Source organism: Pseudomonas sp. TMW22090, assembly GCF_022496665.1.
Taxonomy (GTDB): domain Bacteria; phylum Pseudomonadota; class Gammaproteobacteria; order Pseudomonadales; family Pseudomonadaceae; genus Aquipseudomonas; species Aquipseudomonas gregormendelii.
The window spans coordinates 208,459-232,770 of the sequence record NZ_SCFH01000006.1 but is presented as its reverse complement, the minus strand read 5'-3'; the positions used below and the strand labels follow the sequence as shown (position 1 = coordinate 232,770).

The 24,312-nt window shown below is 59.3% G+C and carries 23 protein-coding genes and 1 pseudogene; 13 read left to right on the top strand and 11 right to left on the bottom strand.

Going from position 1 to position 24,312, the window contains the following annotated elements; genetic code table 11:
* Positions 1 to 94: 94 nt before the first annotated feature.
* From EQV97_RS18420 to EQV97_RS18410, 3 genes are all read left to right on the top strand, one after another.
* Positions 95 to 1,012 (top strand): OmpA family protein, encoded by a 918-nt coding sequence (locus EQV97_RS18420; protein WP_122840071.1) that lies wholly within the window; start codon positions 95 to 97, stop codon positions 1,010 to 1,012.
* A 129-nt stretch (positions 1,013 to 1,141) separates the two neighbouring features.
* Positions 1,142 to 2,359, top strand: coding sequence for an argininosuccinate synthase (locus EQV97_RS18415; RefSeq protein ID WP_008032151.1), 1,218 nt, complete (start codon positions 1,142 to 1,144; stop codon positions 2,357 to 2,359).
* A gap of 665 nt (positions 2,360 to 3,024) precedes the next feature.
* Positions 3,025 to 3,651, top strand: a complete 627-nt coding sequence (locus EQV97_RS18410; protein ID WP_240889438.1) for a response regulator transcription factor — start codon at positions 3,025 to 3,027, stop codon at positions 3,649 to 3,651.
* Between the two features lie 65 nt (positions 3,652 to 3,716).
* Here the strand turns inward: EQV97_RS18410 and EQV97_RS18405 are convergent, their stop codons facing one another.
* From EQV97_RS18405 to metG, 8 genes and pseudogenes are all read right to left on the bottom strand, one after another.
* A complete protein-coding gene (locus EQV97_RS18405) occupies positions 3,717 to 3,896 on the bottom strand; it encodes a hypothetical protein (protein ID WP_030128194.1) in 180 nt (59 codons plus the stop codon).
* A 106-nt stretch (positions 3,897 to 4,002) separates the two neighbouring features.
* Positions 4,003 to 4,641, bottom strand: a complete 639-nt coding sequence (gene nth, locus EQV97_RS18400; protein ID WP_045057998.1) for an endonuclease III — start codon at positions 4,639 to 4,641, stop codon at positions 4,003 to 4,005.
* 24 nt (positions 4,642 to 4,665) lie between these two features.
* Positions 4,666 to 5,172, bottom strand: coding sequence for an Rnf-Nqr domain containing protein (locus tag EQV97_RS18395; RefSeq protein ID WP_240889436.1), 507 nt, complete (start codon positions 5,170 to 5,172; stop codon positions 4,666 to 4,668).
* On the bottom strand, positions 5,169 to 5,777 hold the full coding sequence (locus tag EQV97_RS18390) for an RnfABCDGE type electron transport complex subunit G (RefSeq protein WP_240889434.1): 609 nt from the start codon (positions 5,775 to 5,777) through the stop codon (positions 5,169 to 5,171). Before EQV97_RS18390 ends, EQV97_RS18395 begins: the two co-directional genes overlap by 4 nt.
* Positions 5,774 to 6,766, bottom strand: a complete 993-nt coding sequence (locus tag EQV97_RS18385) for an RnfABCDGE type electron transport complex subunit D (RefSeq protein ID WP_122840075.1) — start codon at positions 6,764 to 6,766, stop codon at positions 5,774 to 5,776. The genes EQV97_RS18390 and EQV97_RS18385 overlap by 4 nt, the downstream gene beginning before the upstream one ends.
* Before the next feature lie 10 nt (positions 6,767 to 6,776).
* Positions 6,777 to 7,586 (bottom strand): annotated as a pseudogene (rsxB, locus tag EQV97_RS18380) (electron transport complex subunit RsxB); the annotation flags it as partial.
* Positions 7,583 to 8,152, bottom strand: coding sequence for an Rnf-Nqr domain containing protein (locus tag EQV97_RS18375; RefSeq protein WP_122840077.1), 570 nt, complete (start codon positions 8,150 to 8,152; stop codon positions 7,583 to 7,585). The pseudogene rsxB and the gene EQV97_RS18375, both read right to left, overlap by 4 nt.
* A gap of 104 nt (positions 8,153 to 8,256) precedes the next feature.
* The gene (gene metG / locus EQV97_RS18370; RefSeq protein ID WP_122840078.1) at positions 8,257 to 10,308 is read right to left on the bottom strand and encodes a methionine--tRNA ligase; all 2,052 of its coding nucleotides are present in this window, start codon (positions 10,306 to 10,308) and stop codon (positions 8,257 to 8,259) included.
* 258 nt (positions 10,309 to 10,566) lie between these two features.
* Here metG and apbC point away from each other — a divergent pair, with 258 nt between their 5' ends.
* Positions 10,567 to 11,661, top strand: coding sequence for an iron-sulfur cluster carrier protein ApbC (gene apbC, locus EQV97_RS18365; protein WP_122840080.1), 1,095 nt, complete (start codon positions 10,567 to 10,569; stop codon positions 11,659 to 11,661).
* A gap of 185 nt (positions 11,662 to 11,846) precedes the next feature.
* Here the strand turns inward: apbC and EQV97_RS18360 are convergent, their stop codons facing one another.
* Positions 11,847 to 12,605: an SDR family oxidoreductase gene (locus tag EQV97_RS18360; RefSeq protein WP_122840081.1), complete on the bottom strand. Its 759-nt coding sequence runs from the start codon at positions 12,603 to 12,605 to the stop codon at positions 11,847 to 11,849.
* A gap of 164 nt (positions 12,606 to 12,769) precedes the next feature.
* Between EQV97_RS18360 and EQV97_RS18355 the strand changes: the two genes are divergently transcribed.
* The 4 genes from EQV97_RS18355 to groL all read left to right on the top strand — a co-directional run bounded on the left by EQV97_RS18355 (position 12,770) and on the right by groL (position 16,277).
* On the top strand, positions 12,770 to 13,501 hold the full coding sequence (locus EQV97_RS18355) for a HugZ family protein (protein WP_122840082.1): 732 nt from the start codon (positions 12,770 to 12,772) through the stop codon (positions 13,499 to 13,501).
* Between the two features lie 66 nt (positions 13,502 to 13,567).
* On the top strand, positions 13,568 to 14,044 hold the full coding sequence (locus EQV97_RS18350) for an FxsA family protein (protein ID WP_045057989.1): 477 nt from the start codon (positions 13,568 to 13,570) through the stop codon (positions 14,042 to 14,044).
* A 246-nt stretch (positions 14,045 to 14,290) separates the two neighbouring features.
* Positions 14,291 to 14,584 (top strand): co-chaperone GroES, encoded by a 294-nt coding sequence (locus EQV97_RS18345; protein ID WP_019827816.1) that lies wholly within the window; start codon positions 14,291 to 14,293, stop codon positions 14,582 to 14,584.
* A gap of 49 nt (positions 14,585 to 14,633) precedes the next feature.
* Positions 14,634 to 16,277, top strand: coding sequence for a chaperonin GroEL (gene groL / locus EQV97_RS18340; protein WP_045057988.1), 1,644 nt, complete (start codon positions 14,634 to 14,636; stop codon positions 16,275 to 16,277).
* A 178-nt stretch (positions 16,278 to 16,455) separates the two neighbouring features.
* Here groL and EQV97_RS18335 read toward each other — a convergent pair whose 3' ends face one another.
* Positions 16,456 to 17,199, bottom strand: coding sequence for a phosphatase PAP2 family protein (locus EQV97_RS18335; RefSeq protein WP_240889432.1), 744 nt, complete (start codon positions 17,197 to 17,199; stop codon positions 16,456 to 16,458).
* A 189-nt stretch (positions 17,200 to 17,388) separates the two neighbouring features.
* Here EQV97_RS18335 and colR point away from each other — a divergent pair, with 189 nt between their 5' ends.
* The 5 genes from colR (at position 17,389) to EQV97_RS18310 (ending at position 21,123) form a co-directional block, all read left to right on the top strand.
* Positions 17,389 to 18,072, top strand: a complete 684-nt coding sequence (colR, locus tag EQV97_RS18330; protein WP_122840084.1) for a two-component system response regulator ColR — start codon at positions 17,389 to 17,391, stop codon at positions 18,070 to 18,072.
* Positions 18,062 to 19,345 (top strand): HAMP domain-containing sensor histidine kinase, encoded by a 1,284-nt coding sequence (locus tag EQV97_RS18325; protein ID WP_122840085.1) that lies wholly within the window; start codon positions 18,062 to 18,064, stop codon positions 19,343 to 19,345. Before colR ends, EQV97_RS18325 begins: the two co-directional genes overlap by 11 nt.
* 161 nt (positions 19,346 to 19,506) lie before the next feature.
* Positions 19,507 to 20,175, top strand: coding sequence for a class I SAM-dependent methyltransferase (locus EQV97_RS18320; RefSeq protein ID WP_122840086.1), 669 nt, complete (start codon positions 19,507 to 19,509; stop codon positions 20,173 to 20,175).
* A gap of 4 nt (positions 20,176 to 20,179) precedes the next feature.
* On the top strand, positions 20,180 to 20,893 hold the full coding sequence (locus tag EQV97_RS18315) for a lipopolysaccharide kinase InaA family protein (protein ID WP_122840087.1): 714 nt from the start codon (positions 20,180 to 20,182) through the stop codon (positions 20,891 to 20,893).
* Positions 20,894 to 20,895: 2 nt separating this feature from the next.
* Positions 20,896 to 21,123, top strand: coding sequence for a hypothetical protein (locus EQV97_RS18310; protein WP_122840088.1), 228 nt, complete (start codon positions 20,896 to 20,898; stop codon positions 21,121 to 21,123).
* A 149-nt stretch (positions 21,124 to 21,272) separates the two neighbouring features.
* Here EQV97_RS18310 and EQV97_RS18305 read toward each other — a convergent pair whose 3' ends face one another.
* Positions 21,273 to 24,299 (bottom strand): multidrug efflux RND transporter permease subunit, encoded by a 3,027-nt coding sequence (locus EQV97_RS18305; RefSeq protein WP_240889430.1) that lies wholly within the window; start codon positions 24,297 to 24,299, stop codon positions 21,273 to 21,275.
* Positions 24,300 to 24,312: the final 13 nt, after the last annotated feature.

Genomic DNA, 24,312 nt, shown 5'->3' with positions numbered 1-24,312 from the left:
TATCAAGTTTTGCGACAACCTTCCGATATCCAACAGGTACGCCGTAAACAAGTCGGCGTCCGTCTTCCAGTTGTCGAAGCCAGTGGAGCCTCCCGTGCGCCAGCGTTATTTAGCCTTGCTCAGTGTGTTTACCAGCGTCCCCGCGATGGCGTTGACTTTCCAGACCCGCCTGGAGAACACCGAGTGGACGGTCGCCGGCGACAAGTTCGAATGCCGTCTGGCCCAGCCCATCACTGACTTCGGTGCGGGCGAGTTCGTCCGCCGCGCGGGCGAGCAGGCGGTGTTCCGCCTGACGGCCTACAACGCGATGATCGGCGGCGGGTCGGCGACGCTGCTGGCCGCTGCGGCTCCCTGGCAGCCGGGACGTGGCGACATCAACCTGGGCTCGGTGCATATCGGCAGTGGCAACGTGCTTTTTAATACTTCCCAGGTCCAGGCCGGCCGCTTGATCAGCGGCTTGCTCGACGGCCGCAGCCCGGTGATCCGGCATTCGTCAGGCGATGGGCGAGTGTCGGAAGTGCGCCTGTTACCTGTCAGGTTCAGTCAGGCGTTCAATGAGTACCAAGGCTGCGTAGCGAAGCTGTTGCCGAAGAATTTTGAGCAGGTGAGGCAGTCACAGATCGGATTTCCCGGTGAAAGCCTGGACCTCGACGCCCGCGCCAAGGCTCAGTTACAAGTGATGCTTGAGTACATGAAGGCCGATGCAACGGTCAATCACATCGAACTCGATGGGCACTCCGACAACAGCGGCAACCGCCTGACCAACCGTGACCTGTCTCGTCGTCGAGCGCTGGCGGTGATGGAATTCTTCAAGGCCAATGGCATCCTGGAATCGCAGGTAACCCTGCGTTTCCACGGCGAGCGGTATCCGCTGGCACCCAATACCAGCGCCGCCAACCGGGCGAAGAACCGGCGGGTGGCCGTGCGTCTGGAGCGCGTGGCTGCAGACAAGGCCACCCCTCAGGTCGCCCCGCAGACCAACGGCCCCGGTGCCGCGCCTGCAACTTCCTGACCGGCGGGTCATCGTCGCGCTCTCGACAGAATCTGTCGCTTCGTCGTCATAAGCTGTCGCGCCTCTGTAAATTAACGCGCATGACCGGTAGACTCGACGGCTTTCCGTAGAACCCCGTGGAGTGATGGCATGGCGGACGTAAACAAGGTCGTTCTGGCGTATTCCGGCGGCCTGGACACTTCGGTGATCCTCAAGTGGCTGCAGGATACTTATAACTGTGAAGTGGTGACTTTCACCGCTGACCTGGGTCAGGGCGAAGAGGTCGAACCTGCACGCGCCAAGGCTCAGGCCATGGGCGTCAAAGAGATCTACATCGACGACTTGCGCGAAGAGTTCGTGCGCGATTTCGTTTTCCCGATGTTCCGCGCCAACACCGTTTACGAAGGCGAGTACCTGCTGGGTACTTCCATCGCTCGTCCGTTGATCGCCAAGCGCCTGATCGAAATCGCCAACGAAACCGGCGCTGACGCCATTTCCCACGGTGCCACCGGTAAAGGTAACGACCAGGTTCGTTTCGAACTGGGCGCGTATGCCTTGAAGCCTGGTGTGAAAGTGATCGCTCCGTGGCGCGAGTGGGACCTGCTGTCCCGTGAAAAACTGATGGATTACGCCGAGAAGCACGCGATTCCGATCGAGCGTCACGGCAAGAAGAAGTCCCCGTACTCGATGGATGCCAACCTGCTGCACATCTCCTATGAAGGCGGCGTGCTGGAAGACACCTGGACCGAGCACGAAGAAGACATGTGGAAATGGACCGTCTCCCCGGAGAAGGCTCCAGACAAGGCGCAATACCTGGAACTGACCTACCGCAACGGCGACATCGTCGCGCTGGACGGCGTCGAGATGACCCCGGCCACCGTGCTGGCGACCCTCAACCGCATCGGTGGCGAACACGGCATCGGTCGTCTGGACATCGTCGAGAACCGCTACGTGGGCATGAAGTCCCGTGGCTGTTACGAGACCCCAGGCGGCACTATCATGCTGCGCGCCCACCGGGCGATCGAATCGATCACCCTGGACCGTGAAGTGGCTCACCTCAAAGACGAGCTGATGCCTAAATACGCCAGCCTGATCTACACCGGTTATTGGTGGAGCCCTGAGCGTCTGATGCTGCAACAGATGATCGACGCATCCCAGGCCCACGTGAATGGTGTTGTGCGCCTGAAGCTGTACAAGGGCAACGTGATCGTCACCGGTCGCAAGTCTGACGAATCCTTGTTCGATGCCAATATCGCAACGTTCGAAGAAGACGGCGGAGCCTACAACCAGGCGGACGCAGCGGGCTTTATCAAGCTCAACGCGTTGCGCATGCGCATTGCCGCGAACAAGGGCCGCAAGCTGTTCTGAGCCCTGTGAGCCAATGAATGAAAGGCCTTGTCATCGACAAGGCCTTTTTTTTTGTGATTCGTGCCTGCCATCGGCGGTGCGCGTTAGTTTGCGTGTGTTCACTGGCGTCCCGCCTTGGCAGGCTTCAGATAAGGTTGCGAATATCGCAATTATTGACATGGAGCTGGTTGGTTTTTGCTTGATTCTGCCCATGGTTCTTACTTGTTTGATTGTATGTTTACTTAGCAGATGGTTTGAAAATTGTGAGGGTTGGACGGTCCATGATATGCGTCCAAAGTTGTTGGTTTAATGTGCCTGCTTTTCACCATGATCGATTAAGGCTTTGTTTGGTAATTATTGCTCACTGTTGCGCCTCTATCGTGGTTACTTCATTTGTTTTATGGTGGGTGCTGATCTGATAGGTCGTGCCGAATACATAAATATCTGGAATTGTAATAAATCCCCGATCTCGCATTCCGATACAAAAAAACCCGGGCAAACGGATTTTGGCGGTCAGTACCCTCACTCCGGTTCGCTCAGTTCAAGGATTTTTGTAGGAATTTTCCTTATGTTTTGTAGGGTATGTCTCTTGGTGACGGCGCGCGGGGGACGCACCGTGCCAAGGGTGAAACGACTAGGCTATTGTGCTGGTTCTAAAAATTCGAACAGCGAAATTGGACTTGCCCATGAATAAAGTGCTGATCGTGGATGATCACCCCGTCATTCGTCTTGCGGTGCGTTTGCTGATGGAACGTCATGGCTACGAAGTCGTTGCAGAGACCGATAATGGTGTAGACGCATTGCAACATGCCCGCGTCTATACGCCGGACATTGTCATTCTGGATATTGGGATACCGAAGTTGGACGGGTTGGAAGTCATTGCGCGTCTGGTATCTTCTGCGATGCCGATGAAAGTACTGATATTGACATCACAGGCACCGGGGCGTTTTTCCATGCGTTGCATGCAGTTGGGCGCTGCCGGGTATGTCTGCAAACAACAGGATCTCACAGAGTTGTTAAGTGCGATCAAAGCGGTGCTGTCGGGCTACAGTTACTTTCCCAATCAGGCGCTGCATACAGTACGCTCCAGTCTGGGCAATGCCAGTGAAGCCGATATGGTGGATCGGCTGTCGGGGCGCGAGATGATGGTCTTGCAACAATTGGCAAGAGGAAAAACCAACAAGGAAATTGCCGACGGCATGTTCCTTAGCAACAAGACCGTCAGCACTTACAAAACCCGCTTGCTGCTTAAACTCAATGCACGCTCCCTCGTCGACCTGATCGAGTTGGCTCAACGCAATGGCCTGGTGTGAAGGCGCAGGCGCTGATCATGCTTCATACACAGTAAAAAGCCTCCGTTTCGGGAGGCTTTCAGGTTTCACAAGTCAAAATCGTAATCGGCCAACTGCTTTTGCAGTCGGCGCTCCTCCAACATATTATCGATGGTGCGGCGCTTGCTCAGGTTGGTCTTTGCCACTTCCACCACCGGTTCGGCGTCATCAGCCTCCACGGGAGTAAAATCGTCTTCGACGTCCAATTGCTCTTTGCCAGTGCTCATAGGTTAACTCCAGGCTAAAGATGCCTTTGGCGCCTCTTATATCGATAATCTCCCAGCGGGTAAAAAAGATTTTTTCAATCGGTTGATAAAGAAACCTAATAGTCACTCAATCGTCCGAAGTCTTGTGCTTGTATTCGCACAGGTCTTCGATGCGGCAACTGCCACACCGCGGCTTGCGGGCCAGGCACACATAGCGCCCGTGGAGGATCAGCCAGTGGTGGGAATCTAGCAAGAATTGCTTGGGCACAAACTTCATCAACTTGGTCTCGACCTCCACCACGTTCTTGCCTGGCGCAATACCCGTTCGGTTGCTCACCCGGAAAATGTGAGTGTCCACGGCCATGGTCAATTGCCGAAATGCGGTGTTGAGGACCACATTGGCTGTTTTGCGACCCACGCCCGGCAGCGCTTCCAGTTCTTCGCGGGTTTGCGGCACTTCACCGCCGTGGCGTTCCACCAACAGGCGACAGGTCTCGATGACATTCTTCGCCTTGCTGTTGAACAGGCCGATGGTCTTGATGTACTCCGACAGACCCTCGATCCCCAGCGCATGAATAGCTGCCGGCGTATTGGCGACCGGGTAAAGCCTGGCCGTGGCTTTGTTGACGCCTACGTCGGTTGACTGCGCCGAGAGGATTACCGCGATCAGCAGTTCGAACGCAGAAGAGTAGGCAAGCTCGGTTTTCGGTTCCGGGTTGTCTTCATGCAGCCTGCGGAAAATTTCCAGACGTTTTGCGGCATTCATGTGAAGTGCGTTTCCTCGCAGGAGTCAATTCGATGAGATGGGGCGCGCCCAGGCTTGCCGTGCAGCGATCAGCAGTCCGAGCACAATGAACCCTCCCGGGGCCAGCGTGGCCAGGCGCAGCCCGCTGTCGCCAAGCAGCTGGCGCAACAGGCCCAGGCCTACCATCAGTACGCCAAATATTGCGGCCAGGCGCAGGCGATCAATCACTGGGCGCTGATGAAATCCACTGTATTCGAGCACCACGCATTGCAAGGCAATCAGTCCTGAGTAAAGTCCCAGTTGCTGGTGCCACTGCAAGGCCATAGCTTGCAGGGCCAGTTGCAGGCAACTGGTGAACGTTGCCGCGAGGATCACTGCGGCAACCAGGCGGCTTGCGGGCGTCAGCCGCAGGCGCAGCCCCGCCATGGCCAAGCCGAACGCGCTGATGACGACAACGAACATCAGCCATACGCCAAGCGCGGGCATCCACGAATACGTGGCACCGATCAACGGTGTCAGCACCAGAGCGCCTGGCAAGGATGACCTGGTCATTTGTCACTACCTCCAATCAAGGCCTGCCGATGTTCGTCGAAATAGCGTAACGCGTCATGGATGGCATTGATCGCCGCCCGTGAGGTGATGGTTGCGCCGGCAATCTGGTCGAACTGCCCCTGATCCTTTTTCAGCGCCCATCCCGCGTCGACCGGATCGGCGCGTGACCGGCCGGCAAACACCTGGAGCCAGCCCTGCGGCGAGTCGGCGATATGAGCGCCGAGCCCCTGAGTTTCCGAGTGCTTGAGGGTCTTGACTGCCAGCAGCCTGCCGTCGGGACCGATGGCGATCATCAAGTCAATGCTGCCCGCATAACCCAGGGTCTGGCTGCGCAGTAACAAGGCAATGACCTTTCCGGATCGCGTCGCGCGGTAGCCGCCGAGCAGGGTGCTATGGGCCAGCTTGACGTCGGCGAGGCTAAGCGGTTGCTCCAGTGGCTGATTGTCATAGCTGTCAGGCGCGAGCATGTCGAGCAAGTGACGACTGTCGAGCAGGCGTTGTTGCTCGGCAATACGCGGTGCGGCCGTATGCTGGACGAACCAGGTCACGCCGGTGCCCAGCACCGCCAGTAACGCCAGGGTCGCAATGCTCGTGGTTCGATTCATGGCGCAAGCCTTTCCTGCCGCGACGCCACCAGTCGGTCCAGCGCGGGTACGCCCAGATTCATCAGCAGCACGGCAAACGCCACCCCATCAGGATAGCCACCCCAGGTGCGAATCACGTAGGTCAGCAGCCCCACGCCCGCGCCGAACAGCAGGCGCGCACCCGGGGTCCTGGGCCCGGACACCGGTTCGGTGGCGATGAAAAACGCGCCCAGCATGCTCGCGCCGGTCAACAGGTGAAACAGCGGCGAGCCATTGGAATCGGAGCCCGAGCCGTTCCAGCACAGCAGGCTGATGACGAACAGGCTGGACAGCATCCCGGCCGGCGCATGCCAGGTGAACACCCGGCGCTGCAGCAAAAAAACGCCCCCGGCGAGAAACGCCAGGTTGACCCATTCCACGCCGTGGCCACCATAGCGGCCGAACGCCGGATTGGCCGTGAACAGCTCGTCCATGGTCAGGCTTTTATTGATGCGCAGGCTGTCCAGCGCAGTGGCTTGGGCCCAGGCGTCCGGCGCCTGATCCACGCCAAAACCGAAGACGTGCTGCAGGCCCTTCAACAGGTCCATGCCATGGGACACCGGCCAATGCGTCAACTGTTGCGGGAAACTCACCATCACCAAGGCGAAACCGAGCATCGCCGGGTTGAAGGGATTACTGCCGACGCCGCCGTACAGGTGCTTGCCGAATGCCATCGCGCAGAGGGCGGCGCTGACAGTCACCCACCAAGGGCAATACGCAGGCAGGGCCAGCGCGAGGAGTGTCGCCGTGACGAGCGCGCTGCCGTCTTGCAAGGTTGGCCACAACGGGCGCTTGCGCAATTGCAGCACCAGCGCTTCGGTGGCCAGGGCGGTAATACCCGCCAGAAGCAGATTGATCAGCATGCCCCAGCCGTTCAGCCAGAACATCACTGCCATACCGGGCAGCAGCGCCAACAGCACCAGCTTCATCGCCTGCTGCAAGCGCTCATCGACCGGCTCAAGGGGAGGCATGGGCGTGCACCAGTTTCGCCAAGGCCTGCTCGGCGGCTTCGAATTGCTGTTGCAGTACGATCAACTGCGATTGCTGGTCGAAGGTTGGGGGATGCCCGAACGCCTTAAGTGATTTGTTCAGTTGGGCGCGGCTCATGGCCACTTCAATCTTGGCCTTTTTCAACGCCGCGTCAGCGCCTGCGGCCTTCTGCGCGCGAACCCGTTCGAGGGCGGCCCGGACTGGATCCTGCGCAATCTCCTCAGCCTTGGGTACGGCCTGCTGCGCCCGGGCCAGGCGCTCGGCGACTCTCTGTTGTTCTTCGCGCTGCAAACGCGCATTGCGCTGTTCGAAGCGGCCGCGGGCGTGGTTGCGTTTGACGGCTCGTGCGCGGTGTTCCTCAAGGCTTACGGCCAGCCCACCGACGACCGGCACCACCGTTTTCAGTGGCAGCGGCCGCATCTCGATGCAATCCACCGGGCAGGGCGCGACGCACAGATCACACCCTGTGCACTCATCGATGATCACGGTGTGCATCAATTTTGCCGCGCCGACAATCGCATCGACAGGGCAGGCCTGGATGCACTTGGTGCAACCGATGCACTCGGCTTCGCGTATGTAGGCGATTTGCGCCGGCGCCGAGCCACGGCTGATATCCAGCTCCAGCACCGGAACCCTCAACAGCTCGGCGAGCGCACTGATGGTCTCGTCGCCCCCGGGCGGGCATTTGTTGATCGGCTCGCCGGCGGCGATGCCTTCGGCGTAGGGTTTGCATCCTGGATGGCCGCACTTGCCGCATTGGGTCTGCGGCAGAAGGGCGTCGATGCGTTGAATCAGACTCATGTTTTGATCAGTCCGCTGAATCCGAGAAAAGCCACTGCGATCAGCCCGGCGCCTATCAGATCGATAGGCAGGCCGCGCCAGGGCAGCGGGACATCATTATCACGTGTACGTTGGCGCAAGTCGCTGAACAGGCTCAGCACCAGCCAGAAGCCCAGGCCCGCGCCGAGGCTGAGGGCCATGGCGCGCAGCATACCCAGGTCGTCCCGCGCGTTGAGCAGCATCAGGCCCAGGACGGAGGCGTTGCCCAGTACCAGCGGCCATAGTCGTTCAAAGCAGAGCTGGGGCAATGCAGCAGACAGTAACTTCAACACCGGACTGATCAGCAGCACGCTCAGCGGGAGGAAGACCAGCAATTGCAGCGATGTCAGTTGCAGGGGCACCAGCAGCCACCGATGGAGCGCATGAGCGAGCAGGCCGGCGATCAGCATCAGGCTCGTCGTGGCGATGCCCAGTGCATGCACCTGGCGGCGCTCGGCCCCCAGCAGCGGATCGACGCCCAGCGGCCAGTGCAACACGAAATTGTTGATCAGGGCTGCGCTGACAAGCGTAAGAATAATTTCGCTCATGATCGTCCGGGGTTGCAGGCTCCTATGGGGTAATTATGGGCCAGACATGAAAATCCCACAGTCATGCCGGGCACGACTGTGGGATCGGTCGAGCAGATCGAACCTTACTTGATGCGCTGACCTGGCTTGGCGCCGCTGTCCGGGCTGAGCAGGTAAATCTCTTCACCGCCTGGGCCCGCTGCCATCACCATGCCTTCGGAGATACCGAACTTCATTTTTCGTGGCTTGAGGTTGGCGATCATCATGGTCAGGCGACCATTGAGCCTGGACGGATCAGGATAAGCGCTCTTGATCCCGGAGAACACATTGCGCTGCTCATCGCCGATGTCCAGGGTCAGGCGCAGCAGTTTGTCGGCACCTTCCACGGCTTCGGCCTTGAGAATCAGCGCAACGCGCAGGTCGACGGCGGCAAAGGCGTCGAACTCGATTTCCGGCGACAACGGATCCTTGGTCAGCTCGCCGTTACCGACCTGGGCAACTTCGCCGGTGTCGGTGGCGCTGGCGGTCAGGTCTTCTTTCGAGGCGTCGGTCATGGCTTGCACTTTTACCGGGTCGATACGAGTCATCAACGGCTTGAACTCGTTCAACGGGTGGTTGCTGAGCAGGGTAGTGTGGTCATTCCAGGTCAGCGGCGCGACGTTCAGGAACGCCTCGGCGTCGGCGGCCAGCAACGGCAGTACCGGCTTGAGGAAGATCACCAGCTGGCGGAACAGGTTGATGCCCAGGGCGCAGATGGCCTGGACTTCGTCCTGCTTGCCTTCCTGTTTGTTCAGCGACCAGGGTGCCTTGTCGGCGATCCACGCGTTGGCGCGGTCCGCCAGGCCCATGATCTCGCGCATGGCGCGGGCAAAGTCGCGAGCCTCGTAGGCCTCGGCGATGCTCGGTGCGGCAGCCAGGAAAGCGTCGGTCAGTTCCGGCGCGGCGTTGCCGGCCACCAGCACGCCGGCGTTGCCTTTATGGATGAAGCCGGCACAGCGACTGGCGATGTTGACGACCTTGCCCACCAGGTCGGAGTTGACCTTCTGCACGAAGTCTTCAAGGTTCAGGTCCAGGTCATCGACGCCACGGCCCAGCTTGGCCGCGTAGTAGTACCGCAGGTATTCCGGTGACAAGTGGTCCAGGTAGGTCCGGGCCTTGACGAAGGTCCCGCGGGACTTGGACATTTTCTGGCCGTTGACGGTCAGGTAGCCGTGCACGTTGATGCCGGTCGGTTTACGGAAACCGGCGCCTTCAAGCATCGCTGGCCAGAACAGGGCGTGGAAGTTGACGATGTCCTTGCCGATGAAGTGGTACAGCTCGGCGGTGGAGTCCTTGGCCCAGAACGCGTCGAAGTCCAGGTCTGGACGACGGGCGCAGAGGTTCTTGAAGCTGGCCATATAGCCGATTGGCGCGTCCAGCCAGACGTAGAAATACTTGCCTGGCTCACCCGGGATTTCGAACCCGAAGTACGGCGCGTCGCGTGAAATGTCCCACTGTTGCAGGCCTGCATCCAGCCATTCGGCGATCTTGTTCGCCACAGCGTCCTGCAGCGTACCGCTGCGGGTCCATGCCTGGAGCATGTCCTGGAAGTCCGGCAGCTTGAAGAAGAAGTGCTGGGAATCCTTGAGCACCGGGGTGGCGCCAGAGATCGCCGACTTCGGATCCTTCAGGTCGGTCGGTGCGTACGTCGCGCCGCATTTTTCACAGTTGTCGCCGTACTGGTCTTCAGTGCCGCATTTAGGGCAGGTGCCCTTGATGAAGCGATCGGCCAGGAACATTTTCTTTTCCGGGTCGAAATACTGGGTGATCGAGCGCTGGGCAATGTGCCCGGCATCGCGCAGCTTCAGGTAGATCTGGCTCGACAGCTCACGGTTTTCTTCGGCGTGAGTGGAGTGGAAGTTGTCGAAGTCCACCAGGAATTCGGCAAAGTCGGCGCTGTGTTCAGCCTGGACGTTGGCGATCAGTTGCTCCGGGGTGATGCCTTCCTTTTCCGCGCGCAGCATGATGGCCGAACCGTGGGCGTCGTCGGCGCAGACATAGATGCATTGGTTGCCGCGGTGCTTCTGGAAGCGCACCCACATATCAGTCTGGATGTATTCCAGCATGTGGCCAAGATGGATCGAACCATTGGCATAGGGCAGGGCGCTGGTGACGAGGATCTTGCGTGGCTCGGACATGGGGCTCGGCTACTTGATGAAACGGAGGTCGGCCACTATAAAGCGCTGGCGCAGATTTTTCACCCCGTGAGGTCGTTTCCTCCGATGATTGAATCGGTGGTGCGGCCAAAAGATCGCCGCCCTCGGCGGCGCCCACAGGCGCGCAGGTGCTGCCGAAGGCTCGGGCGCGTTCGGACGATCTTTTCTCGGCATCCCGCGCAACGATCAGAACAGGTACGATACCCGCCTGTTTTTCCAGTCTTGCTATCGGAGTTGCCCATGAGCGCCGTCAATCGCGCAGCGGTGGAAGCCGTCCTTCGCCAATACACCGACCCATACCTGAACCAGGACCCGGTCAGCGCCGGGTGCGTGCGCAACATCGACATCCAGGGTGATCGGGTCAGCGTCCAGCTGGAGCTCGGTTACGCCGCCGGTCTGTTCAAGACGGGCTGGGCGCAGATGCTGGAAATGGCTATCCAGAACCTGGACGGCGTGAGCAGCGCCCGTGTTGATATCACCAGCGTCATCGCCGCCCACAAGGCCCAGGCGCAGATTCCGGGCCTGGCCAACGTGAAGAACGTTGTCGCCGTAGCCTCTGGCAAAGGCGGCGTCGGCAAGTCCACCACCGCTGCCAACCTGGCGCTGGCGCTGGCGCGCGAAGGCGCCAAGGTCGGTATTCTCGACGCGGACATCTACGGCCCGAGCCAAGGCATCATGTTCGGTATTGCCGAGGGCACGCGGCCCAAGGTCAAGGATCAGAAATGGTTTGTGCCGATCGAGTCCCATGGCGTTGAAGTGATGTCGATGGCGTTCCTCACCGACGACAACACACCCATGGTGTGGCGCGGCCCGATGGTGTCCGGTGCGTTGTTGCAGCTGGTGACACAAACCGCTTGGGGCGACCTGGATTACCTGGTCATCGACATGCCGCCAGGCACCGGCGACATCCAGTTGACCCTGGCGCAGAAAGTCCCGGTGGCGGGTGCCGTGATCGTCACCACCCCGCAGGACCTGGCCCTGCTGGACGCCCGCAAAGGCGTCGAAATGTTCCGCAAGGTCAACATTCCGGTACTGGGTGTAGTGGAAAACATGGCCGTGCACATCTGCTCCAATTGCGGGCATGCAGAGCATCTGTTCGGTGAAGGCGGGGGGGTGAAGCTGGCCAACCAGTACGGCGTTGAACTGCTGGCCTCGTTGCCGCTGGCGATGGCCATCCGTGAGCAGGCCGATGGTGGCAAGCCGACGGTAATCGCCGAGCCGGACAGCCCGATTGCGCTGGTGTATCAGGAACTGGCTCGCCATGTAGGCGCGCGCATTGTGCTGCAGGAAGCGGCTTCGCCGGCGATGCCGAACATTACCATCAGCGACGATTGATCTGCTGATCGGCTGATCGGCTGATCGGCGTCGCATGTTAAAAGATCGCAGCCTCGTTTCACTCGACAGCTCCTACACAGCTCCTACACAGCTCCTACATAGCTCCTACATAGCTCCTACGGGAGAGGGGGCATTCCCTGTAGGAGCTGTCGAGCGAAGCGAGGCTGCGATCTCTTGATCTTGCTTTAGATGCGCAACCCGCCATCCATCTCCAGAATCCGCCCGGTGTAGTAGTCGTTCTCGAAGATATAAGCTGCCGAATGCGCGATCTCGTCCGGTTTGCCCATGCGCTTGAGCGGAATACCGGCAGTCATTTTCTCCAGCGCTTCAGGCTTCATGCCCAGGGTCATCTCGGTTTCGATAAAGCCTGGCGCAATGCCCGCCACGCGGATGCTGTAGCGAGCCAGTTCCTTGGCCCAGGTCACGGTGGCTGCGGCGACACCGGCCTTGGCTGCAGAATAGTTGGTCTGGCCGACGTTGCCGGCGCGGGAAATCGACGAGATGTTAATGATCGCGCCGCTGTTGTTCAGCTCGACCATTTTCGCCGCGACCTCACGGGTACACAGGAACACGCCGGTCAGGTTCACGTCGATAACCGCCTGCCACTGGGCCAGGCTCATCTTGCTCATTTCGCCGTCCTTGACCTTTAGCAGCAAGCCATCACGCAGGATGCCGGCGTTGTTGATCAGGCCATGGATTGCGCCGAAATCCTCGGCTACCTGGGCGACCATGTGCGTCACCTGTTCTTCATTGGCGACGTTGCACAGATAGGCACGGGCCTCGACCCCTTGGGTCTTGCACGCGGCAACCGCAGCGTCGAGTTTTTCCTGATTCAAGTCCACCAGCGCCAATCTGGCGCCTTTTGTTGCGAAATACTCGGCCATCGAACGGCCTAAACCCTGGCAACCGCCAGTGATAATGATTACTTTGTCAGTGAGTTGCATTCGCATGCCCTGGTCGCAGTTTGAGAGGTCTTCCTTCTAGAGAGCCGCCCTTATCTGCACCGGTCGTGGACGGGTTGCACATGAGAATTGCCCGATGGCGACTGGAAACCTTTCCCCAGTCGCCCGTCCGTTTTTTCGACGGATTCTATATAAGGAGTCATAAATTGAGCGTTGAAGCGGCCAAGAATGCCCGAGAATTGCTTCTCAAGGAATACCGTGGAGTGCTGTCGACCCATTCCAAGGCCATGCCTGGTTTTCCGTTCGGTTCTGTCGTCCCGTATTGCCTGGACGAGCAGGGGCGGCCGCTGATCCTGATCAGCCGCATCGCCCAGCACACCCATAACTTGCACAAAGATCCAAAATGTTCGTTGTTCGTGGGCGAGCGTGGCGCTGAAGACGTGCAGGCCGTCGGCCGCCTGACCTACCTCGCCGAAGCCGATAAAATCGAGGACCCTGCAGCCATCGAGGCTGCTGCCGAGCGTTATTACCGCTATTTCCCCGATTCGCAAAATTATCACCAGGCCCATGATTTCGACTTCTGGATGCTCAAGCCCGTGCGCCATCGCTACATCGGCGGTTTCGGCGCGATCCACTGGGTGGACCAACTGACCCTGGCCAACCCCTTCGCCGGTAAGGCGGAAGCGAGCATGGTCGAGCACATGAACGCCGATCACGGCAAAGCCATCGCGCACTATGTCGAACTGGCCGGCCTGCCGAAAACCGAGCCGGCCCTGCTGGCGGGTATCGACACCGAAGGCATGCACCTGCGGATCGGTCAGAGCCTGTACTGGCTACCTTTCCAAACGCCGTGTAATACGCCGACACAAGTACGCGAAGCCTTGGTTTTCCTGGCTCACGCCGAGCATTGGCCAAAAAATCCGGTGGCCGGCGCTTGAATTCACGAAATGGCGACGTCATCTAGGGATTACTGGCAAGGCATTCTTGCGTTGAGGAACCATTTGATGCGCCCTTTTTTATTGCTCTTTGTACTGTTTCCGGTGTTGGAGCTGTTCGTATTCGTCAAGGTGAGTGGGGCGATCGGGTTTTTCCCTGCCCTGCTCCTGGTGATTCTCGGCTCGATGCTCGGCGTGTTCGTGCTGCGTATCGCCGGGCTGGCCACTGCGTTGCGTGCTCGTGAGAGTCTGAACCGCGGCGAACTGCCTGCCCAGACCATGCTTGAGGGCCTGATGTTGGCTCTGGCCGGTGGTCTGTTGATCCTGCCGGGTTTCGTCACCGACGTCCTGGGCCTGATCATGCTGCTGCCGATCTCCCGTCGACTGCTGGCCAACAAGATGCGCCAGCGCGCCGAAGAAGCGGCGATCCGTCAGCGCGCATTTGCCGACGACCTGCAGCCCCGGGGCGGCCCCGCTCCACGACAACCGCTGGGTCGTGAGCCCGATGTGATCGAAGGCGAGTTCGAACACCGCGATTCCAAGTAACACCTTCCATCGACACGGCACCCTCGGGTGCCGTGTGCATTTGCAGGCTCCAGCTAAAAAATTTTCAATGCCCGCCCTTGTAATAAGCTGATGCGCCCTTATGTAACGGTCACCGCAAGGTTTCTGGCGATCACGCCAGACAGACTTCCGCGTCACGCTCGTCGAGACGCACCCGGCACCGCCGGATTTGTTAAACCCGCCGGGACTACACCGGCCGATGAAAACCACAATTAGGAGAGATCGACAATGAAGCTTCGTCCTCTGCATGACCGCGTCGTCATCCGTCGCAGCGAAGAAGAAAAGAAAACCGCTGGCGGTATCGTCCTGCCAGGTTCGGCTGCTGAAAAAGCCAACAGCGGCGAGATCCTCGCTGTCGGTACCGGCCGCGTGCTGGACAACGGTGAAGTGCGTGCGCTGGCCGTGAAAGTGGGTGACAAGGTTGTGTTCGGCCCTTACTCCGGCAGCAACACTGTGAAAGTTGACGGCGAAGACCTGCTGGTAATGGCTGAGAACGAGATTCTCGCTGTTATCGAAGGCTGATACCCCGCTCATTTTCCCGCTACTACAAAGTATTTAAGGAATATCGATCATGGCTGCTAAAGAAGTTAAATTCGGCGATTCCGCCCGCAAGAAAATGCTCGCCGGTGTCAACGTCCTGGCTGACGCAGTAAAAGCGACCCTGGGCCCTAAAGGCCGTAACGTGATCATCGAGAAGAGCTTCGGCGCTCCGACCATCACCAAGGACGGCGTTTCCGTAGCCAAAGAAATCGAGCTGAAAGATCGCTTCGAAAACATGGGCGCGCAGCTGGTCAAAGACGTTGCCTCCCGTGCCAACGATGACGCAGGCGACGGCACCACCACCGCTACCGTTCTGGCTCAATCGATCGTCAACGAAGGCCTGAAAGCCGTCGCTGCCGGCATGAACCCGATGGACCTCAAGCGCGGCATCGACAAAGCGACCATCGCTATCGTCAAAGAGCTCAAAGCCCTGTCCAAGCCTTGCGCTGACACCAAGGCCATCGCTCAGGTCGGCACCATCTCGGCCAACTCCGACAGCTCCATCGGCGACATCATTGCCGAAGCCATGGAAAAAGTCGGTAAAGAAGGCGTGATCACCGTTGAAGAAGGCTCGGGCCTGGAAAACGAACTGTCGGTTGTTGAAGGCATGCAGTTCGACCGTGGTTACCTGTCCCCGTACTTCGTCAACAAGCCAGAAACCATGACTGCCGAGCTCGACGGTCCGCTGATCCTGCTGGTCGACAAAAAAATCTCCAACATCCGCGAAATGTTGCCAGTACTGGAAGCCGTTGCAAAAGCCGGCCGTCCACTGCTGATCGTTGCTGAAGACGTTGAAGGCGAAGCCCTGGCGACTCTGGTTGTGAACAACATGCGTGGCATCGTTAAAGTCGCAGCCGTCAAGGCTCCAGGCTTCGGCGACCGTCGCAAGGCCATGCTGCAGGACATCGCTGTTCTGACTGGCGGTACGGTAATCTCCGAAGAGATCGGTCTGAGCCTGGAAAGCACTACCCTGGAACACCTGGGTAATGCCAAGCGCGTGATCCTGTCGAAAGAAAACACCACCGTGATCGACGGTGCCGGCGTTGAGGCTGATATCCAGGCTCGCGTCCTGCAGATCCGTCAGCAAGTGGCTGACACTTCGTCCGACTACGACCGTGAAAAACTGCAAGAGCGTCTGGCCAAGCTGTCCGGCGGCGTTGCAGTGATCAAGGTTGGCGCTGGTTCCGAAGTTGAAATGAAAGAGAAGAAAGCCCGCGTTGAAGACGCCCTGCACGCTACCCGTGCAGCCGTTGAAGAAGGCGTGGTACCTGGCGGCGGCGTGGCACTGGTTCGCGCTCTGCAGGCTATCTCCGAATTGAAAGGCGACAACGCCGATCAAGACGTTGGTATCCAGTTGCTGCGTCGCGCTGTTGAAGCGCCACTGCGCCAGATCGTTGCCAACTCCGGCGACGAGCCAAGCGTAGTAGTCGACAAGGTCAAGCAGGGTTCGGGTAACTACGGTTACAACGCTGCTACCGGCGAATACGGCGACATGATCGAAATGGGTATCCTTGACCCGGCTAAAGTGACTCGTTCGGCTCTTCAGGCAGCGGCTTCCATCGCCAGCCTGATGATCACCACCGAAGCCATGATCGCCGAGATCAAGGACGACGCTCCAGCTGGCGGCGGTATGCCAGACATGGGCGGCATGGGCGGTATGGGCGGCATGATGTAAGCCAGCCTTACCCCTTGCATAAAAACCCCGCCTGCGTGAAGCAGGCGGGGTTTTTTTGGCTGTTACAAACATCAGAGTCAAAAGATCGTCCGATCGCGGCCCGAGCCTTCGGCAATTCCTACAGAATACGCGATCACCCTGTAGGAGCTGCTGAAGGCTGCGATCTTTTGATCTTCCGTCAGGCGCCGACCGCTTCGGCTTTGCCAGCAGCTTCAACCTCTGAACCCGGCCGATACAGAATGTAGTAATAAGCCCCAAGACATATCATCCAGCAGAAAATTGCGGTCCACACGTTATGGGAAAAGAAGTGTGCGCCTTGCATCATCCGGCTCACCGAAAACACCGTGCCCAGGGCAAAGGCGAATACGAACGCCTGCCGCGCCAGGCGCGGGCGACGATCACGCAGGGCGAAGAACAAGGCGAACAAGGTAAAGCCGGTGGCCGCATGCCCTCCCGGCCAGCACCGGCCAGGTTTGTCGGTGGCGGGCCGCGGGCTGAGCAATTCACTGTAGGTCTCATGCCCGCCGAATTGTTCGAGGCTCCAGGGGCACTGCACGGCCGTGACCGCTTTCATGGGCGTGACAAAGGAAGTGGCCAGCGCCAGTGACAGGACCAGGCAACCCAGCTCGCGCTTGAATGGTTTGAGCCTGTCGATGAAAAACGCCCCGGTGAAGCCCAGTATGGCGAACACCGAAAAGCCTATGACCACTTGCTTGGCGCGGTCATGCAGGATGTCCTCCAGCAAGTAGCTGTGGCGCCCGATAAACTGCCCGGCCACCGGATCATAAAACAGCCTGGCCAAATCCATATCCAGTGAAGTCAGTTCGAGCAACACCAGGATGATTGCCGCAACGGCGGGTATCCCCAGGCACGCCCAGAAGTTGAGCGGGCGTGAGGCGGGGCGAACAGAGGTGGTCACCATGGTGTTTCCTTGGTCGATAGATGTGCTGGAAAGCGCTGGCGCGCAGAGCTTGAGCCCGTTGACGTGATACGGGTGTGAATCGCCAGTGAAAAACTCGTCAACGCCAACCCCATGCAAGCAACCCTAGCCGTGGGCCGCGCTTGGCCGTAAGCTGCGCGGGCCAACACGGCTGTGTACGGAGCAGTGCCCATGCGAATTCTATTGGTTGAAGACAACCGCGATATCCTCGCCAATCTGGCCGATTACCTGGGGCTCAAGGGTTACACCGTGGATTGCGCGCAGGACGGCTTGTCGGGTCTGCACCTGGCCGCCACCGAGCATTACGACTTGATCGTGCTCGACATCATGCTGCCCGGCATCGATGGCTACACATTGTGTAAACGGCTACGCGAAGACGCGCGCCGCGACACCCCGGTGATCATGCTGACCGCGCGCGATCAGCTGGACGACCGACTGCAGGGGTTCAAGTCCGGCGCTGATGACTACCTGGTCAAACCCTTTGCGCTGTCCGAGCTGGCAGCACGCATCGAAGCCGTCATGCGCCGTGCCCAGGGTGGCGGCCGCCGAACCCTGCAGGTCGGTGACTTGCAGTATGACCTCGATACCCTGGAGGTCACTCGTGAAGGACGCCTGCTCAAACTCAACCCGGTGGGCCTGAAATTGCTCGCGGTGCTGATGCAAAAAAGTCCGCACGTGCTGCGCCGCGAAATTCTCGAAGAAGCGCTGTGGGGTGATGATTGCCCGGACAGCGACAGCCTGCGCAGTCATGTCCACCAGTTGCGCCAGGTGATCGACAAACCGTTCGCCAAACCCTTGTTGCAAACAGTGCACGGTGTCGGTTATCGCCTGGCCGAGGGTCGAGATGGAGTTTAGACAGAGCCTCGCTCAACGGATCATCATCGCCTTTGCGTTGATGAGCGCGCTGGTGGCGGGCGCCTTTGCCATGGGCATCGTCGCGACTGTGCACCTGGTCGAGGAAAAACTGATTTCCGCGGGACTGGGTGGTGACCTGCAGCGTCTGCTGTTGATGGACAGTGTGTCGGACTGGAGTCATCGACCGGAGCCGGACCAGCTGTTCTATTTCAGCGGCGGCCCGGGTGATTTCGATGTACCCAAGGACCTGCGCCACCTGGACCCGGGATTCCACGAAGTGTTTCGTGAGCAGCTGTCGTATCACGCGATGGTCGAGGTCGTCGACGGCCGGCGCTACGTGTTGCTGCAGGACCAGAGCGATTTCGAAGAACGCGAGCGGGTGCTGTTTGCCGTGGTGCTGGTGGGCTTTGTCCTGAGCCTGGCGCTGGCGGTATTTCTCGGCTGGGTGCTGGCGCGCAAGGTCATGGCGCCGGTAGTGCGCCTGGCCCGGCAAGTGCGTCATCGCGACCAGCTGCTGGGTATGGCGCCACCGCTTGCACCGGACTACGCCGCTGATGAAGTGGGCGAACTGGCCGTGGCCTTCGACGCCACGCTCGGGCGCCTGCGCCAGGCGTTGACTCGGGAGCGGTTGTTCACCAGTGACGTCAGTCACGAGCTGCGCACGCCATTGATGGTGCTGGCCAGTTCCTGCGAACTGTTGCTGGAGAATCCAGCTATCGACCAGCGTGGGCGCGCGCAGGTCGAGCGCATCGCCCGCGCCTGCGCAGAAATGCGCGAGCTGGTGCAAACTTTCCTCGTATTGGCCCGCGCGCAACGCGAGGATGTCAGCATGGCACCTCAACAAAATCTCAGCGAAGTGGCCGACGGTTTGCTCAACCTCTGGCGCGAGCCGATCGAGAACAAAGGGCTGGAGTTGCAGTTTGTGCCGGGCGATCCGGCCGGCACCCGCTACAACGCCACCCTCCTGCATGCGGTGATGGGCAACCTGTTGCGCAATGCACTGCATTACACCGAACAGGGGTTCATTCGCCTGACCCTGACGCCGACGGGGTTCCTCGTAGAAGACAGTGGGGTCGGTATTCCCGAAGAAAAACGCGAGGCGATGTTCGAGCCGTTCGTGCGGGGTGCCGAGAAACGCGGCGAAGGCCTGGGCCTGGGGCTTTCGCTGGTGCAAAGGATCTGCGAGAACCAGGGCTGGAGCGTCAGCCTGACCACGATGGAGCCCAACGGCTGCCGATTTAAGGTAGAGCTGCGTCCAGTGGATGTGAGCTGACTGATCCCTTCCTGCAACACTGGCCCATAGAGATTATGCGCGCCATGTAAAACCCTGAAATACTTCAGGGTTTTACATAACAAATCTTTCACAAAGTCATGACCTGACGCTGACACGGCCCTACCTATGGTGGTCTTCATCAGCAATTAGGAAACTTGGCTATGGACAATCCGATCAAACTCGATTTTTCCAAAAAGTATGACGATCAACATGCTTTAAGATACCTTCAGAAACATAAGAACGGTTTGGGCCGCCGCCTGTCTCATTGGCGGGATATTCAGCTGGCGCGTAAAGCGCTGACGCTGGCGGGCGAGCCCGGACTGGTCCTTGATTTACCCTGTGGTGCCGGACGTTTCTGGCCCTTGCTGGCTGAGAAGAGCAATCGAGCCATTATCGGAGCCGACAACTCCGAATCGATGCTCAACGTCGCTATGCAGGCGCAACCTGCCGACGTGGTGAAAAGGGTACAACCCTTGCAGACGTCTGCTTTCGACATTGCCTTACCCGATAACGCCGTCGACAGTATTTTTTGCATGCGTCTGCTGCACCACATCGGTGAGGCCGAGCATCGATTGGCCATTTTGCGTGAATTCGAGCGAGTCACCCGTGACAGCGTGATCATTTCTCTGTGGGTGGACGGCAATTTCAAAGCCTGGAAACGCAAGCGCTCGGAGAGCACTCGCGGACAGGAAGGTTACCAGAACCGTTTTGTGTTACCGGTTGTTACGGTCGAAAAAGAATTTGAGCAAGCCGGTTTCCGCATTCAGGAACGGCTGGATTTTTTACCGCTCTATGCCATGTGGCGAGTTTACGTATTACGCAAGAGGTAACAGGATGGCAGTGCAATGTGCACCAGAAGCGGATGTCGATGCCGATGAGCGGTTCGACTATTTCTGGAATCAGCGCGGTGAATGGGTAGAAGAACCCAATGTGCGGCGCGGTGGTGAAAGCGGCGTGCAGCGGGTCAGGGGCAGCGACGGGCAACTGTTGTATGCCAAGCGGCAGACCGGGCACATCTACCGCAGCTGGCTGCACCCCTTCGGTCGGCCGACTGTATTGCGCGAGCTGGATGCGCTGACCGGTCTGCACAAGATCGGCGTGCGGGTACCGCAGGTGGTGTTCTGCGGCGCTCAACGCGACCCCGTTCACAAGTGGCGTGCATTGCTGGTCACCAAATCCCTGGATGGCTTTGAGGAAATCGAACACTGGTATGCCGGCGGTGGCCGTGAGCGCCATGGCGAGGCCGTTCACGACCGGGTTCTGAAGGATCTGGCGGACAACCTGGCGCGCATGCACAAAGGACGCTGGCAGCACAGCTGCATCTACATCAAGCATGTTTTCGTGCGTGTCAGCGGAGAAGGCGAGGCGGCTACGGTCGAGATTGCATTGATCGATCTGGAGAAATGCCGGCAGCGCCTGACCGCTCGTCAGGCTGGCGCCCATGACATGAAGCAACTGCGTCGCCATTCGTCGTTCAGCTCGGCGGACTGGCAGAAACTCGTCTATTTTTATGAGACGGCGTTTGGCAGCGCTATCAAGGGTTTATAGCGATGAAACTCGAAATTGCACGAGGTTTGTTTCTCATAGGAGCCTTGGCAGTTGCTTCAATCGCGGTGGCGGCTTGGGAGCAGCCCCGCTCGCAGGTCCTCAGTTCAGTGGGCGGCGACGCTCACTGTCCAATGCCACGGGTTGCCAAGGCAAGCGTGGCCTCCCAGCCTGACCATGACTTGTTGCTGTTCATGTTCGGACTATCACAGGGAATGAGGCCGCAAAGTTGACTGGATTGAAGCCAAAATAAAAGGCCTCGCGTATGCGGGGCCTTTTGTTTTGTAAGCACGTTCAAAAGATCGCAGCCTTTGGCAGCTCCTACATGGGGACCGCGTAAACCTGCCGGAGGCTTTGGCCGCGATCGGACGATCTTTTGACTTTAGGGTTTGTCGGGTTTGGCCAGCAATGTGTACACGCATGGCAACACAAACAGCGTAAACAACGTCCCGATCGACATCCCTGTGGCAATCACCGTACCGATATCGAACCGGCTCACCGCGCCCGCGCCCGTGGCAATGATCAGCGGCACCATGCCGAACACCATCGCCGCCGTGGTCATCAGCACCGGTCGCAAGCGAATCGCCGCCGCTTCTTCCACCGCTTCGCGAGGCGACAGGCCCTTTTCCTTGCGCAGCTGGTTGGCAAATTCGACGATCAGGATCCCGTGCTTGCTGATCAGCCCGATGAGCGTCACCAACCCCACCTGGGTATAGATGTTCATGCTCGACCAGCCCAGGAACAGCGGGATCAACGCCCCGCAAATCGACAGCGGCACCGTCACCAGAATCACCAGCGGATCGCGGAAACTCTCGAACTGGGCGGCCAGCACCAGGAAGATAATCGCCAGGGCCAGGGCAAAGGTTACCCACAGCGCGCTGCCTTCCTGGATGAATTGCCTTGAGGCGCCGGCGTAATCCACGGAGAACCCTGCCGGCGCTTCTTCCAGGGCGATCTGGCGCACGGTGTCGAGGGCTTCACCCATGCTCACCAATGGCACCCCGGACAGGATCGCCGAGTTGAGTTGCTGGAACTGGTTGAGTTGCCGCGGACGCGCGCGGTCAGTGATGGTGATCAGGGTCGACAGGGCCAGGAGCTCACCCTTGGTGTTCCTGACGTAGTAGTTGTTCAGCCAGTCGGGGTTGTCGCGGAAGGGACGCTCGACCTGGGCGATCACCTTGTAGCTGCGGCCTTCGATGGTGAAGCGGTTGATCTCCGCTTCGCCGAGCATGGTCGCCAGCGTGCCACCCAGGTCCTGCATCGACACGCCCATCTGCGCCGCTTTTGCCCGATCGATATCCACCACCACTTCAGGTTTGTCGAACGCCAGGTCGACGTCGACGAAAGCAAACTTGCCTGACTCCATGGCTCGCTTCTTCACCCTGTCCATGACTTGCAGCAGTGACTCATAGTCGTCGGCAGAGTTGATCACGAACTGGAAGGGCAGGCCCTCGCCCGTACCCGGCAGGGAGGGCAGGTTGAAGCCGAACACCTGCAAGCCGGAAATATTCCCCAGCCTGGCCTGGACCTCCGGCAGGATTTCCATCTGGGTGCGGCTGCGCTCATTCCATGGCTTTAGCAGGAAACCGCCAATCCCCGATTGCACGCCGCTGAAACCATTGATCTGGAACGAGGAGTAGTATTCCGGGAACTCCTTGAAGATCTGGATGAACTCGTCGGTGTAGGCGTTGAGGTAATTGAGGTTGGTCGGCTGCGGCGCGTTGGCCAGCATGAAGATAATGCCCTGGTCTTCGTCGGGGGCCAGCTCGGACTTGGTGAACTTGAGCAATACCGGAATCAGGCACAACACGATGACCGCGAACACCAGCACCACAGGCCGGGTGTTCAGGGTGCCGTGCAACATTTTCTGATAACGGCGCTTGATGGTTTCGAAAGCCCGGTCCAGGCGACGGGCAAATCCACTGGGATTTTCATCGTGACGCAGCAAAAAAGCGCACATCATCGGCGATAGGGTCAGCGCGACGATACCCGAGATAACCACCGCGCCGGCCAGTGTGAGGGCAAACTCCTTGAACAACGCCCCGGTCAGTCCGGTGAGGAAGCCGATGGGCGCATAGACCGCCGCCAGGGTGATGGTCATGGAAACCACCGGCATGGCGATTTCCCTGGCGCCCTCAAGGGCGGCATCCATGGGCGTCTTGCCTTCCTCGATATGACGGTGGATGTTTTCCACCACCACGATGGCATCGTCCACCACCAGGCCGATCGCCAGGACCATGGCCAGCAGGGTCAGCAGGTTGATCGAGTAACCCATCATCTGCATGAAGAACATTACGCCAATCATCGACAGCGGGATGGTCACCACCGGGATCACCACCGAGCGCAGCGCACCCAGGAACAGGAATACGACGACGATGACGATGAGTACGGCTTCGAAAAGCGTCTTGACCACCTCGTCAATCGAGGCCTGGATGAACAAGGTCGCATCATAGGCGATCTCACCCTTGAGGTTCGGCGGCAGTTGAGCCTCCAGGTCCGGCATGATCTTGCGTACTTCCTTGATCACGTCCAGCGGGTTGGCGCCCGGCGTGGCCTTGATGCCGATGTACACCGACGGGGTGCCCCCGAAGGAACTGATGGTGTCGTAGTTCTCCGCGCCCATCTCCACCCGGGCGACATCGCTGAGCAGCACGCGGCTGTCGCCGTCGATCTTCAACGGAATCGCGGCGAAGGCTTCAGCAGACTTGAGCTCGGTGTTGGCGTTGATGCTGGTGACTACATACTCGCCTTTCACTTCACCGGCGGCGGAGAGAAAGTTGTATTGCCGAACCGCGTTGGTCACGTCGCTGGCGGTCAGGCCAAAGCCGGCCAGCTTCACCGGGTCCAGCCACAGGCGCATGGCGAACACCTGGTTGCCGAGAATCTCGGCTTCGGCCATGCCGGGCAGGGTGGCCAGCTTCGGCTGGATCACCCGCGACAGGTAGTCGGTGATCTGCGGGTTGTTCAGTTCCGTGCTGAAGAAGCTGATGTACATCAAGGCCGAAGCGTCGGCGGCCTCCTTGCTCAGCACCGGGTCTTCAGCGTCCTGGGGCAGCTGGTTCTTGACCTCGTTGGCCTTGGCCAGCAGTTCGGTGAACAGGCGGTCGCTGTTGGCGCCGATGCGCGCATAAATCGAGATGACCGAGAAGTTCTGGCGACTGACCGAGGTCATGTAGTCAATGCCTTCGGCGCTGGCCAGGCTTTGTTGCATCGGCTGGGTGATGTAGCCCTGGATAGTTTCGGCGTTCGCCCCGGGGTAGGCGGTGGTCACCGTGATCAGTGCGTTTTCCATCTGCGGGTACTGGCGCAGGGGCAGTTTGCTCCAGGCCTGGAAGCCCAGCAGCACAATCAACAGGCTGACCACGGTGGCGAGCACCGGGCGGCGGATGAACGGGTCGGTAAAAGCCATGGGGATTCCTTGA